Annotated in this window: 13 protein-coding genes; 10 read left to right on the plus strand and 3 right to left on the minus strand. The window is 42.6% G+C overall.

From position 1 onward, the window contains the following. Positions 1-2 precede the first annotated feature (2 nt). Together tatB and tatC are read left to right on the plus strand one after the other, a co-directional pair. A complete protein-coding gene (gene tatB / locus P7F88_RS12275; RefSeq protein ID WP_277825104.1) occupies positions 3-386 on the plus strand; it encodes a Sec-independent protein translocase protein TatB in 384 nt (127 codons plus the stop codon). A gap of 47 nt (positions 387-433) precedes the next feature. Then, complete coding sequence (tatC, locus tag P7F88_RS12280; protein WP_277825106.1) at positions 434-1,186, plus strand: twin-arginine translocase subunit TatC; 753 nt, start codon at positions 434-436, stop codon at positions 1,184-1,186. Between the two features lie 135 nt (positions 1,187-1,321). Here the strand turns inward: tatC and P7F88_RS12285 are convergent, their stop codons facing one another. Next, the gene (locus P7F88_RS12285) at positions 1,322-2,083 is read right to left on the minus strand and encodes a TatD family hydrolase (RefSeq protein WP_277825108.1); all 762 of its coding nucleotides are present in this window, start codon (positions 2,081-2,083) and stop codon (positions 1,322-1,324) included. Between the two features lie 151 nt (positions 2,084-2,234). Between P7F88_RS12285 and hemB the strand changes: the two genes are divergently transcribed. The 3 genes from hemB to spfP all read left to right on the plus strand — a co-directional run bounded on the left by hemB (position 2,235) and on the right by spfP (position 6,880). Next, on the plus strand, positions 2,235-3,278 hold the full coding sequence (hemB, locus tag P7F88_RS12290) for a porphobilinogen synthase (RefSeq protein WP_277825110.1): 1,044 nt from the start codon (positions 2,235-2,237) through the stop codon (positions 3,276-3,278). 577 nt (positions 3,279-3,855) lie between these two features. Next, the gene (gene polA / locus P7F88_RS12295) at positions 3,856-6,639 is read left to right on the plus strand and encodes a DNA polymerase I (protein WP_277825111.1); all 2,784 of its coding nucleotides are present in this window, start codon (positions 3,856-3,858) and stop codon (positions 6,637-6,639) included. Between the two features lie 193 nt (positions 6,640-6,832). Beyond that, on the plus strand, positions 6,833-6,880 hold the full coding sequence (gene spfP / locus P7F88_RS27225) for a small protein SpfP (RefSeq protein ID WP_438356636.1): 48 nt from the start codon (positions 6,833-6,835) through the stop codon (positions 6,878-6,880). A gap of 491 nt (positions 6,881-7,371) precedes the next feature. Here the strand turns inward: spfP and yihA are convergent, their stop codons facing one another. Further along, positions 7,372-8,043, minus strand: a complete 672-nt coding sequence (gene yihA / locus P7F88_RS12300; protein WP_277825112.1) for a ribosome biogenesis GTP-binding protein YihA/YsxC — start codon at positions 8,041-8,043, stop codon at positions 7,372-7,374. Between the two features lie 128 nt (positions 8,044-8,171). Between yihA and P7F88_RS12305 the strand changes: the two genes are divergently transcribed. Next, positions 8,172-8,789, plus strand: coding sequence for a c-type cytochrome (locus P7F88_RS12305; protein ID WP_277825113.1), 618 nt, complete (start codon positions 8,172-8,174; stop codon positions 8,787-8,789). A 564-nt stretch (positions 8,790-9,353) separates the two neighbouring features. Here P7F88_RS12305 and P7F88_RS12310 read toward each other — a convergent pair. After that, the gene (locus P7F88_RS12310) at positions 9,354-10,499 is read right to left on the minus strand and encodes a chemotaxis protein (protein ID WP_277825769.1); all 1,146 of its coding nucleotides are present in this window, start codon (positions 10,497-10,499) and stop codon (positions 9,354-9,356) included. A gap of 184 nt (positions 10,500-10,683) precedes the next feature. Here P7F88_RS12310 and P7F88_RS12315 point away from each other — a divergent pair, with 184 nt between their 5' ends. The 4 genes from P7F88_RS12315 to hemN all read left to right on the plus strand — a co-directional run bounded on the left by P7F88_RS12315 (position 10,684) and on the right by hemN (position 13,971). Beyond that, entirely contained in the window at positions 10,684-11,322 is a 639-nt protein-coding gene (locus P7F88_RS12315; RefSeq protein WP_277825114.1) for a class I SAM-dependent methyltransferase, read from the plus strand. Further along, positions 11,322-11,885 (plus strand): Der GTPase-activating protein YihI, encoded by a 564-nt coding sequence (yihI, locus tag P7F88_RS12320; RefSeq protein WP_277825115.1) that lies wholly within the window; start codon positions 11,322-11,324, stop codon positions 11,883-11,885. Before P7F88_RS12315 ends, yihI begins: the two co-directional genes overlap by 1 nt. A 10-nt stretch (positions 11,886-11,895) precedes the next feature. Then, entirely contained in the window at positions 11,896-12,396 is a 501-nt protein-coding gene (locus P7F88_RS12325) for a DUF2489 domain-containing protein (protein WP_277825116.1), read from the plus strand. Between the two features lie 201 nt (positions 12,397-12,597). Continuing rightward, positions 12,598-13,971: an oxygen-independent coproporphyrinogen III oxidase gene (gene hemN / locus P7F88_RS12330; RefSeq protein ID WP_277825117.1), complete on the plus strand. Its 1,374-nt coding sequence runs from the start codon at positions 12,598-12,600 to the stop codon at positions 13,969-13,971. The last annotated feature ends 5 nt before the right edge of the window (positions 13,972-13,976 follow it).

Raw genomic sequence — 13,976 nt, forward strand, 5'->3', positions numbered from 1 at the left:
CCGTGTTCGATATCGGTTTTTGGGAGCTGATATTAATTTCAGTCGTTGGTCTAGTCGTATTAGGACCGGAGCGTTTGCCAACTGCTATTCGTAGTGTGGCAAAGTTCATCAATGGTGCGAAAGCCATGGCGAACGGAGTGAAAGATGAGCTCTCCCATGAACTAAAGATTCAGGAAATGCAAGAGAACCTCAAAAAAGCTGAGCAGATGAGTATGGAAGAGTTATCTCCAGATCTGAAGGCGTCGGTTGAGGAGCTTAAGCAGGCTGCAAAAGATGTGCAAAGACCTTTTGCTAACGATGCTCCTGCGGCTGCGAAAGAGCAGAATTCTGAATCCGAGAAAGAAAAAAGGCTGAGTAATAACGTAATTTATTATTCGGCAATATAGACAGAGCTGCCGATATGCAGCTCTTTTTGTTTTTCAGTGAGGTTTATATGTCGTCGGTGAATCAGCAGACGCAGCCACTTATTAGCCATCTTTTAGAGTTGAGAAACCGCCTGCTTAGAGCATTGGCGGCGGTACTTGTCATTTTTATAGCGCTAATCTATTTCTCGAACCATATTTATGAGTTTATTTCGGCGCCTCTAATTGAGCGATTGCCGGAAGACGCAACAATGATTGCAACAGACGTAGCATCACCGTTCTTTACGCCGTTAAAGTTAACTTTGATCGCATCTGTATTTATAGCAGTACCGTTTATTCTTTATCAGGTTTGGGCATTTGTGGCTCCTGGTTTGTATAAGCATGAGCGTAAGCTCATTATGCCGTTGATGTTCTCTAGCTCATTGTTGTTCTATTGTGGCGTTGCCTTTGCTTACTACGTGGTGTTCCCGCTGGTGTTTGGCTTCTTCACTGCAATATCGCTAGGTGGAGTTGAGTTTGCTACGGATATATCCAGTTATCTGGATTTTGTGTTAGCTCTGTTTTTAGCGTTTGGTATCGCTTTTGAGGTTCCTGTAGCGATTATTTTGCTTTGCTGGACTGGTGCTACAGATGTTAAGAGCCTTTCTGAAAAGCGCCCTTATATAGTGGTAGGTGCCTTTATTGTCGGCATGATGCTGACCCCACCAGATATGATCTCTCAAACACTTCTTGCTATACCTATGTGTTTACTGTTTGAGGTGGGACTGTTCTTTGCGCGTTTCTATACCCGACGTGATGAAGCCGAAGAGAGCAGTGAATCCTAACGTCGTAGTCATTCCCGCGGAAGCGGGAATCTAATCAACACAGTAAAAGAGCATAGATTCCTGCCTTCGTAGGGATGACAGTTTTTTGTATAGTGGTGGCTTCCTTGTTGAGCGAATGAGCTCCTCTTTTAGTGTCTAAAGCTTAAACAGCTTAGTCGCATTGTTAGTCGTTAACTTATCGACTTCAGCTAGAGTCAACTCTTTCAAATCCGCCACTCTTTTAGCGACCAGTTCGGTATATGAAGGTTCATTACGCTTACCACGATGCGGCACCGGAGCAAGATACGGGCAGTCTGTTTCCAGAATGATATCTTTTAAGTCCAGATGTGGTATCACCTTATCCATACCGCCATTTTTAAATGTAGATACACCACCAAGTCCAAGGTGGAATCCTAAATCCGTAATTGCTTTTGCTTCTTCTACTGAACCGCCAAAGCAATGAAATACGCCACTTAAGGAGCCATCCTGTTCCCCTTTTAACAGCTCTAATGTTTCGGAAATAGAGTCTCGGGTATGAATGACGACAGGAAGTCCCATCTCTTTTGCCCAGTTAAGTTGGGTAACAAACGCAAACTCTTGTTCAGTCCGATAGGTTTTATCCCAATATAAATCGATACCAATTTCACCCACTGCAATAAAGTTATGCTTCTCAAACCATGAGTGAATCGTAGCAAGGGTCTGCTTTACATCAGCATCCACATAACAAGGGTGAAGTCCCATCATTGATCGACAGATTTCTGGGTATGCTTTTTCAGTTTCTAGCATAGGTGCAATGGATTCCAGATCGATGTTTGGCATCAGAATCTGGTTTACACCTTGTTCAACCGCTCTGCAAATCACTTCATTTCTGTCGTTATCAAATTCCTGGGCATAAATATGGGCATGGGTATCAATCATGGGTCTGTCGTCTCTAATCTTTAATGGGTAGATTATACGGTGATATCTCAAAATTGTATTCTGGATAGTTATTTTTCAAGCTACAAACTGGTCTGCAATCCCTGTAGTGATATGATGTTGAAGTATTTTTTAATGTAGTCAGGAGACTCTTGTGAGCGTTTCAATTCAAGGACAATTTCCGGGGCGCAGAATGCGTCGTATGCGTAAACACGACTTTAGCCGCCGTCTAATGGCTGAGAATCAGCTATCTGTAAATGACCTGATTTACCCTATGTTTGTATTGATGGGTAAGAACAGGCGTGAAGCTGTTGAGTCGATGCCGGGTATTGAACGTGTATCTATCGATTTGTTGATCGAAGAAGCTCAACTGCTGTCTAAGCTTGGCGTTCCTGCTATTGCTCTATTTCCGGTCGTTAATCAGGACGTAAAAACCCTGAATGCTGAAGAAGCTTATAACCCTGAAGGTCTGGTTCAAAGAGCCGTGCGGGCATTGAAGGAGCATGTACCAGATATGGGTGTTATTACCGATGTTGCATTAGATCCTTTTACCACACATGGCCAGGATGGAATTATCGATGAAACCGGTTATGTGCTAAATGATGAAACTACAGAAGTATTGATTAAGCAGGCACTTTCACACGCAGAAGCGGGTGCAGATGTGGTTGCGCCTTCTGACATGATGGATGGCCGTATTGGAAAAATCCGCGAAGCTCTTGAAGAAGCTGGATATATCTATACACAAATCATGGCTTATTCAGCGAAGTATGCTTCAAGTTACTATGGCCCTTTCCGTGATGCAGTCGGCTCTGCTTCAAACCTGAAAGGTGGTAACAAGAAGAATTACCAGATGGATCCAGCAAATAGCGATGAGGCGTTGCACGAAGTTGCGATGGATATCAACGAAGGTGCTGATATGGTGATGGTGAAACCAGGTATGCCATATCTAGATGTTGTTCGAAGAGTTAAATCTGAGCTACAGGTGCCGACATACGCCTATCAGGTGTCTGGTGAATATGCGATGCATAAAGCTGCGATTCAAAATGGTTGGTTGAAAGAGAAAGAGATTGTTCTTGAATCGTTACTATGCTTTAAACGAGCAGGTGCGGACGGAATCCTTACTTATTTTGCTAAAGATGTGGCACTTTGGTTGGCTGAAGACAATGCAAAAGCGAAAGAGAGCATTGAAGAAAAATAAATGAGAAAAGTTATCAATTAGGTGTTGACTCTCAAATGAGAATGGTTATTATTAACTTGTCTTGAGGAGTTAAGGAATCTTCGGAAACGAATTTACTTTAACTTCTTGAATGACACGACATTGCTCACATTGCTTCCAGTGTAATTTAAGCTTTAGGGTAAATAGATAACATTCTCCGAAGTTCTCGCTTTACCACTTATGCTAGGCGACATCGAAAGATGTCGCTTTCTTTTTTTGTAGGAATCACTTAGCAGATCTAGCATAAAATGCTCTGTTACGTCCTTTTTCATTAGTTATCTATCTATTAACCCTCAGATAACTTTTCCACATTGAGTGATCATTTTAGGATCTCCTAATTATGGTTAGATCTGATTGTAAGAATATGTAATTTAAAGACTTATTATTGATTTCTTACTCTAGAAAAGTAAGTGTCAAAAATGTGATCTTAAGTTACAAACAGACTTATCCACAGGAGGTATGGTGATTTACTCTGAATCTCACATACTCAGCATAGAATCGTAAACAACTTCATGGCATCCTTAGCGCATCTTACTCTACTCATTGGATTTAGAAGCGCATGGCAAGCATTCCAGAAAACCCACTCATTCTTATCGATGGTTCATCCTATCTCTACCGAGCTTTTCACGCATACCCAGGCACTATGAGCAATGGCGACATTCCTACCAATGCTGTTTACGGTGTAGTGAACATGCTTAGAAGCATGATGAGGCAATATCCGTCAGATAAAATTGCCGTTATCTTTGACGCCAAAGGTAAAACTTTCCGGGATGACATGTATCCAGAGTACAAAGCTAATCGTCCGCCAATGCCTGATGATCTTCGATGCCAGATTGAACCTTTGCACAATGTTATTAAAGCAATGGGATTACCTCTTATATCTATTCCGGGTGTTGAAGCCGATGATGTGATTGGCACCCTTGCTTCGCAAGCTTCAAAAGCCAGTATGCCTGTATTGATCAGTACGGGTGATAAGGATATGGCTCAGCTGGTGGATGAAAATGTCACACTTATTAACACCATGACGAATGTTGTGATGGATCGTGAAGGTGTGGTTGAGAAGTTTGGTATTCCACCTGAGCTGATCATCGATTATCTGGCGCTCATGGGAGATAAAGTCGACAACATTCCTGGTGTACCAGGTGTTGGTGATAAAACCGCGACAGCCTTACTTCAGGGTATCGGTGGCCTAGATAAACTGTATGAACAGCTAGATGATATTGCTGCACTTGGCTTCCGTGGTTCTAAAACCATGGCTAAGAAGCTGGTGGACAACAAAGAGAATGCTTTCCTATCTTATGAGCTAGCAACCATCAAACTGGATGTGGAGCTGGAAGAAACGATAGAGTCTCTTGTTAAAGCGGATCCAAATAAAGATGAACTGATACAGCTTTATGGAAAGTTAACCTTCAAATCATGGCTGAACGAGTTGCTTGAAGGTGGAACTGGAGTTGTTGAGGCTGATGAAAAGTCTGGTCGTACGCCATCTTCAGCTGCTAGTGAAATGAATACCTCTGCAGTAACGATCGATCGTAGCCAGTATGAAACGATTCTGGATAAAGAAAGTTTCACTAAGTGGCTGGATAAACTAAAAGCTGCTGATGTTTTTGCTTTTGATACGGAAACTGACAGTCTGGATTATATGGTCGCGAACCTTGTTGGTCTGTCGTTTGCGGTTGAAGAGGGAGTTGCTGCTTATGTACCAGTTGCGCATGACTACTTGGATGCACCTGAGCAGTTGGACAGAGAGTGGGCTCTTGAACAGCTAAAGCCTATTCTTGAAGATGAAAGTCAGGCAAAAGTAGGTCAGAACCTAAAGTACGATGCAAGCGTGCTTGCTCGTTACGATATCGAGATGAAAGGTATCAAGCATGACACTATGCTGGCTTCCTACGTATATAACAGCGTGGGTGGCAAGCATGATATGGATAGCCTTGCATTACGCTTCTTACAACATAGCTGTATCTCATTTGAAAGCATTGCGGGTAAAGGTAAAAACCAGCTGACTTTTAACCAGATTGATCTAGAGCAGGCAGCGCCTTATGCAGCGGAAGATGCAGATGTCACTCTGCGCCTTCATAATCGTCTGATTGAAAATATCGATCAGGATGAAAAGCTTAAGTCGGTCTATGAAGAGATAGAAGTGCCTCTTGTTCCAGTGCTGTCTCGAATAGAGAGGGCGGGTGTATTTATTGATGATATGTTGCTTGGTGCGCAGTCGCAGGAAATTGCAGTTCGTCTTGAACAGCTAGAGCAGGAAGCGTATGAGATTGCCGGTGAAGAGTTTAATCTAAGCTCTCCAAAACAGTTGCAGGCTATTTTATTTGAGAAAATGGGCTTGCCAGTTGTGAAGAAAACACCTTCTGGCGCGCCATCAACCAATGAAGAAGTGCTTCAGGAGCTAGCGCTGGATTACCCGTTGCCAAAACGTATCCTTGAATATCGTGGTCTGGCTAAACTGAAATCTACCTACACAGATAAACTACCTAAGATGATTAACCCAGAGACAGGAAGGGTACACACCTCTTATCATCAGGCGGTTACAGCTACAGGTCGTTTATCGTCTACGGATCCTAATCTGCAGAACATCCCAATCCGTAACGAAGAAGGACGTCGTATACGTCAGGCGTTCGTTGCACCTCACGGTTGGAAGATTCTTGCAGTGGACTACTCCCAGATTGAGCTGCGAATTATGGCTCATTTGTCGGGTGATAAGGCTCTTCTTGATGCGTTCAAGCATGGCAAAGATATCCATGCTGCAACCGCAGCAGAAGTGCTTGGTATTGATATTGAGCAGGTAAGCAGCGAGCAACGTCGTAGAGCCAAAGCGATTAACTTCGGTCTAATTTATGGCATGAGCGCATTTGGTCTGGCTAAACAGTTAGGGATTCCTCGTGGTGAAGCTCAGAGCTATATGGATACCTATTTTGAGCGCTACCCTGGCGTTATGCAGTATATGGAAGACACCCGGGCTCAGGCTTCAGAGCAGGGTTATGTTGAGACTCTATTTGGACGTCGTCTGCATTTACCAGAGATCAAGTCACGGAATGGAATGCGCAGAAAAGCTGCTGAACGAGCTGCGATTAATGCCCCAATGCAAGGTACTGCCGCAGATATTATTAAGAAGGCGATGCTTCTGGTTGATGAATGGATTCAGACTGAAGGTAATGATCGGGTTCGACTGTTAATGCAAGTACATGATGAACTTGTATTTGAAGTTGAAGAGGGCGCATTAACTGAAATTGAAAGTAAAGTACAAAACCTAATGGAATCAGCCGCTACTCTGGATGTACCTTTAGTTGCTGATGCTGGACATGGTGATAACTGGGATCAGGCTCATTAGACACTTTTTAGCTAAAAAGTAAAAAATAGTATGAGCCAGCGCACAGCGCTGGCTTATTTTATTTTTGAATAAAGTTTTATGCCAGAAGCTCATGTATGTAGCTAAATAAAAGTTTAATGAAAAAAAATTACAAAAAGGGTTTGCAAAGACGCTCAATTGTTGTACATTAACTCTCGTAGGGTACAGAGGTAAGATGTTCTATCTTTCAGACCTTTTGTTTCACGTTATTGGATTAGGCTGATTCAGCCGCCCCGGTCAGTTTTTGACCGGGGCGTTTTTTATTGGGCGAAATAAAAAGTCGAACCAAAGCCAGTTTTAATAAAATCAATTACTTAGCGTAACTCATTTGACGCTGGGTACTTTCCATAAATCTTCAAAGTTATCCAAAGAAATCACTTTCAAATAGTTAAATAATTTTAGTAAACACTAATAACCTTATGTTTATTGGTATTTTATCGCTAAGTCGTCTTTATTTAAGTATTGTAATTTTAGTTCTTCTTGGTGTGGTTATTTATAGATAAAAAAAGTGGTGCATTTTAAAATGTATGGGTGTTGTCAGCTTTGGGAGTTGTTTTATTCAGATAAAACGAGACCGATGATGGATTTAGAAGGAGAGGTTGTTGCGATTTAATTTTAATTATTGAATCATGTTCGGATAATAATAAATACCTCCTAATTCTCTCCCGTTACCCCACCTTATCAGGTGGGGATTTTTATGGGAGCTTGTAGCTTTTATTCTGCTTCGTCGCTTTCAGCGTCCTCGGCATCAATAACGCTGTTCATCTCAAGCGCAGGTGCAAACCAGCTGTCCAGAGTGTTTCTTAGCTGATCGACACCGATGCCTTTCAGAGAAGAGAAAACATCAACTTTTACATCACCACCAAACGCTAATGAAGCTTCACGGATCTTTAGAAGGGTTGCTTTTCTTGCACCACTTTTCAGTTTGTCTGCTTTAGTAAGTAGTACCTGAACCGGGATATTGGATTCAACAGCCCAGTAAATTAGTTGCTGGTCGAGATCTTTCATCGGGTGACGAATATCCATTAACACAACCAGACCTTTCAGACATTCACGCTTTTGAAGATATTCACCCAATGACTTTTGCCACTTTTTCTTCATTTCCAGAGGTACCTGAGCGAAACCGTATCCCGGAAGGTCTACGATATGGCAGTTTTCCTGAACCTTGAAAAGGTTAATCAGCTGAGTTCGGCCTGGTGTCTTACTGGTTTTTGCCAGATTTCGTTGATTAGTCAGGCGGTTTAAAGAACTTGATTTACCTGCATTTGAGCGTCCTGCAAAAGCAACTTCGATCCCTTCATCCTCGGGAAGGTGACGAATGTCGGGTGCACTAGTGATGAAATGCGTATTTTGGTAATGAATTTTAACGCTCAATGTTAACTCCATCTGACTTTATGTAGTCAGTTGATTGATTTTTTGTTAATTTGTGTAAAATACACACGAAAGGTCGCCTATTGTATCACGACAATAATTTATAGGTGGTACTGGAAGCTCAATAATTATAATGGAATGTCATGAAAAAATTAGCGCTAATCTTGAGCCTGTTTGCCAGCTTTACTGTTTGGGCTCAAGGGAATATTGAGGCTGGCAAAGCAAAAACCGCAACTTGTGTTGCATGTCATGGTGCAGATGGTAATAGCCTTATTACTAACTATCCAAAATTGGCAGGTCAGCACGAAACCTACATTAAAAAACAGCTTGCAGAGTTAAAGCTTGGTGGTGAAACAGCTGGAGAAAAAGGGCGTTACGACCCGGTAATGAGCCCAATGGCAATGCCACTTTCTGAGCAGGATATGGCAGATCTGGCTGCTTACTATGCATCTCTTCCTATCTCTGACAACTCAACCCCAGAAAATGTTGTAGAGCAAGGTAAGGTACTTTACCTCGCTGGAGACAAAGAGCGTGGCTTAACCGCTTGTATTGCATGTCATGGCCCAAGAGGTAATGGCACTGAGTTGTCAGGATTCCCTAAGATCTCTGGTCAGCACGCAGATTACGTTAAACTGCAGCTTGAGAAGTTCCGTAAAGGTGAACGAAGCAACGATCTGAATGGCATGATGCAAGATGTTGCAAAACTTCTGACTGATGAAGATATTGAGATTCTATCTAAGTATGTTGGTGGTCTTCACTAATAGCAGATAGCTCTAAAATTTTTAAAGCCACGGCGAGAAATGTTCTGTTGTGGCTTTTTTTGTGACTAATTTCACTGGCTGTAAATGTAAGCATAGTGGGATATGTCTTTGTACCTTGTGAGACATCTGCCATTTGTTTCGAAAATGCTTTTTATAACTTGTTGAAAAGCATGGCCTGAAAAATTCTTTAGAAAAAAAGATACGCTTTTTTATTTCTCTTTCTTGTCTGAAAGGTGGAATAGAGTAAATTATACCTCAAGCAAGGAGCTACTGTTCTTCAGGAAGAAGATAACCAATGGCAGGGAGTCATTGGAACATGGATGGTTAATTCGTTTCTAGGATGAAACAGGTTAAGGATACGGCTTGGGATGAGCCTTGCAACAGGATGTTGTAGGAGTAGTAAAACGCATCAGGATGATGGCAAACGAGAATTTGCACGGAAAGCACTAACAACATAAGGAATGTTGTGTTTGTTCGCAGTTTGCACACACAGTTTATTTGCCACTTTTTCAGGCAATTTAGTAAGCGATAGGTTTCTATCGCTTTTTTTATTTCCGCAGGACGCTATTTCTTGCCGACCTTCTTACCGATAAAGAATCCAAGCCCAAATGGCGCAAAGAAGATAACGAGTACGAACAGGATAAAGTAGATCAGAACATCTTTGATTAGCCTGGTTAGTTCTTGTATCGCTAAAGAAACCACATCCTTAGATAATTTGTCCAAATCCTTGGTCATTAGTGCTCGTTGCTCGGATACCATCACCCCAATTTCGGTGCGCTCGCGCTCTACCATTTTCTCAAATGCTTGTCGCTCTTCACCAAGTTTGACCATCTGTTCTGAGGTCATTGAGTTAAGGTCATTGAGTAGTGGCTGTAGCTCTTTACCCATCTGCTTCGCGAGAAACTGCATATATTCGGGATTGTTTACCACGAAGTCCTGAAATTTATCAGACGATTGCGTAATGCTCTCCAAAGTCTGGTTAACTTTTTCACCACTAACTGTACTGTTTAAAGCAATCAGTTCTGCTTTCCAGGTCATAATTTTCGGTGTTTGCTCTGAAACCAGACTCAAACGGTCGGAGACGTCACCCAAAGCTTCCGGCATAGTGCCAAGCGTGCTTACTGCTTCGGTTTCATCAAGCCCCTGGTGTTTTAGCCAGGCATCAAAAGCTGGGGTGCGTCGAAACCAGATCTCTTCAAACCGATGGTTATTGGCAAACTCCAGTACAAACTTGCTACTAGATTGATAGGACTGATCATCCAGCATACGCCTGGCTAGCTGTTCTATCTTGGTCGTCAGTGCTTTACTGGTTAACACCGCATCGTCGTCATCAAAGAGCGCTTTACCAGCACCAGTCTCGAAGAACTGTTCCATTTGTAGAGTGAACACCCAGGAGTCAATCAAACCAGCCGTGGGAGAAACCTGATAGGCTGACTGCTGCATTCCTTCAAGCGCGTAGATTTGCCACAAAAGGATATTTGTTTGGTTCTGCTTATCATTTGGTGCGTATAAGCGAGAGGTGCGCTCGGCACTATCCTCAACCTGAGTAAAAAACGTTTTAGCGTATTCACGGGTCAGAATACGCATATTTAGCTCTTGTTGAGTTAGCGGCGTTGTCTGAGAGTCAAACTTAACTTCCAGCAATGAACAGGCTGACAATGATACTGCTATAAGTAGGATAGAAAAGGGTTTAAGCAGTTTTTGCAACATAGTTGGTGGAGTCCAGGAGTATAGTGGTAGTTTAATCATTTAATTTTACTCTTAGGGTGACTGTTGGTCAGCACAGTGATATTACAATTTACGTGAATATTACTTAAGACGCCTGCTGCTTTTTTACTCCACTTATGCTCTCTTTTCTGCTATGTTTCGCATCCCCTAATTAAAGGATGCATCTATGTACACTTGTCCTTTGTGTGAGCAGACGAATTCGCAGCTATTTTATCAGGATAAACACCGCCCTTATTATCGGTGTGAGCACTGTATGCTGGTATTTGTGCCAGAGGAATACAGGTTAGATGCAGAGAGAGAAAAAGCCTTCTATGATCTGCACAACAATGATCCTCTGGATGATGGGTATCGTAGGTTTCTGTCAAGAATGTCTATACCTATGACAGAAAGACTTGTAGAAAGTCAGCATGGTCTGGATTTTGGTTGTGGGCCTGGTCCGACACTCTCTCTTTTATTGGAAGAACAAGGTCATAAAGTTGCGTTGTATGATATTTATTATCACCCGGACACCAAAGTGCTCGAGCACGAATATGACTTTATGACAGCCACTGAGGTGATTGAGCATTTGTATCAACCGAATCTGGTGTGGCAACAATGGTTAAGTCTAGTGAAGGCTGGAGGCTGGCTTGGTATTATGACTAAGCTAGTTATAGATAAAGATGCGTTTGCAAGTTGGCATTATAAAAATGACCTTACGCATGTCTGTTTCTACAGCAGAGAAACGTTTCAGCATCTGGCCGAGAGAGATAATCTCCAACTAGAATTTATTGGTAATGATGTAATTTTACTGAGGAAACCCCAGTAATGAGTCGAAAGAAAAAATCGAGAAAGCCAGGTTCTACCGGTGACGTAGACCTGATTGTAACTAGAAACCGAAGTGAAGCAGATGTTGAAGGTCGTTTGCGCAAGAAAATGAAGAAGCGTAAAGGGCTTAAAACAGGTAACAGAAACGCTGAATCTGTTGCAACTAAAGAGAGAAAGGCTTCACAAGCAAAAGATCCGCGTATTGGAAGTAAGAAGAAAATTCCTCTGATCGTTGAAGCGAAGCCAAAGCAAACTAAGAAAGAGCGCCGTATTTCTGCTGAGAAAGAGCTGGAGATGCTGGAAAATGATGCGCAACTGAATGTATTGCTGGATCGTATCGACAACGGTGAGAAGCTAGGTGCAGGATTGCAAAAATACGTCGATGAGAAGTTAGATCGTATTGAAGTTCTGATGAACCAGTTAGGACTCATCGAACCTGAAGAGATGGAAGAACCAGCTGAAGAAATTGAGCCGGTTAAAGCTGCAAAACCTAAGAAAGCGTCTTCCGATGACGACCTGTTATCTCAGTTTGAAGATCTGGATTTAAACGACTTCAAAAGCTAAGGAGTAGCTGATGAACCTAACTGTACTAATAATACTTGCTGGGATGGTTATTTTGGCGCTTGCCGGATACGCCCTTAGTTTAATTCTGAAGGTTCGTAAGCAAAGTAAACTTCGTCAGGAGTTTATGGATATCTCTATTGCTAAGCGTAATGCTAACATCTTTGAGAGCGTGGATACGCTTTGTCTGGCTGGTATTCAAAAGCAGTGTGATTTGGCGGAAGTTAGTATCCGTGTTTATCACATCCTTGATTACGTTCAGGGTGAGCACAGAATCGATGTCGAAAAGGAATATCCTGCACTGTTCGAGCTGTTCAGTGTAGTAAAAGATTTTGCCCGTGGTGAGGAGCGCCAGAAGCTAGAGAAGCGTGAGCGAATGAAGCAGGATCTAGAGCGTCATAAAGCGGAATCTCGACTAACGGATGCGATCACTGAAGAGTTAAAACAGCTTCAAACTCGCATAGCTCCGCTAAGCGAAGCTCCGAAGGATCAGATCACAGTTACTCAGGCATAATTGCTTAAACTCTTGCTCCTATTTGGGGCAAGAGCCCTTTATCTGTATCAATCAAGTGCATACCTCAAAAGGGCTAGTGATCCATCTAGCACTTCTGAACATTTCTTCCGTATTCTGTCCGTTAATACACATTCATATCATACTGATATGGCAAAATAAACGGTCACAGCCAAATTAAAGTCGTAAATTGGAATTAAAGCTATGTCTAGTGAACAAATCGTATGGGATCAGTCAATCCTGGAGAAGTACAATTATTCTGGCCCGAGATACACATCTTATCCAACCGCTCTTGAATTTCATGAGGCCTTTACGATTGCTGAGTTTGATATGGCGTGTCGTCAGTACCCGGATCGTCCGCTGTCACTCTATATCCACATCCCTTTCTGTCACAAGCTATGCTACTACTGCGGCTGTAATAAGGTTATAACCAGACACTCCCATAAAGCAGATGAGTATCTTGATGCGCTTGAACATGAGATTCGTCAACGAGCTTTCCTGCTCAATGAAAGGCGAGTTACTCAGCTGCATTTTGGTGGCGGTACGCCAACCTTCCTGACAAAAGCGCAGATTTCTCGCTTGATGGAGCTGCTAAACACAGAATTCGAATTTGAAGACGATGCTGAAATCAGTATCGAGGTTGACCCTCGTGAAATCGAACTGGATATGTTGGACCATTTACGTGCAGAAGGCTTTAACCGCTTAAGTATTGGTGTTCAGGACTTTAACAAAGAAGTTCAGAAAACGGTAAACCGTGAGCAGGATGAAGAGTTTATTTTTGCGATGGTTGAGCGAGCGAAAGAGCTTGGCTTCCGTTCTACAAACCTGGATTTAATCTACGGTCTGCCTCTACAGACTCAGGAAAGTTTCGCTGAAACACTTGAGCAGGTTTTGAAGATGCAGCCGGGTCGATTGTCTGTATTTAACTACGCACACATGCCTAAGTTGTTCGCAGCTCAACGTAAGATCAAAGATGATCAGCTGCCGAAAGCAGAAGAAAAAATGGCGATCCTGCAGGATACAATTGCGACCTTAACGGGCGCTGGCTATCAGTTTATTGGTATGGATCACTTCGCTAAACCTGATGATGAGCTGGCTGTGGCTCAACGTGAAGGTGTTCTGCATCGTAACTTCCAGGGCTATACAACTCAGGGTAACTGTGACCTGATTGGTTTTGGTGTGTCTGCTATATCTATGGTTGGAGACTGTTATGCTCAGAACCAGAAAGAGCTGAAGCACTACTATGCTCAGGTGGACGAAATGCGCCATGCGCTGTGGAAAGGCGTTTCTCTAGATGGTGATGACCTGATTCGCCGTGAAGTAATCAAAGAGCTTATCTGTAACTTCTCTCTGGATAAGACAAAAATCGAACAGAGATTCGACCTTAAGTTCAGCCAGTACTTTGATGAAGACCTAAAGCTACTTCAGACATTTATCAACGATGAGCTGGTGGAAGACTCAGAGACGACAATTAAAGTAACCCCTCGTGGTCGTTTGCTGATTCGTAATATCTGTATGTGTTTCGATAAGTACTTGCGTGACAGAGCAAGACAGCAGCAGTTTTCCAGAGTGATTTAAAAGCC

Source organism: Vibrio hannami (assembly GCF_029589055.1).
GTDB classification, from domain to species: domain Bacteria; phylum Pseudomonadota; class Gammaproteobacteria; order Enterobacterales; family Vibrionaceae; genus Vibrio; species Vibrio hannami.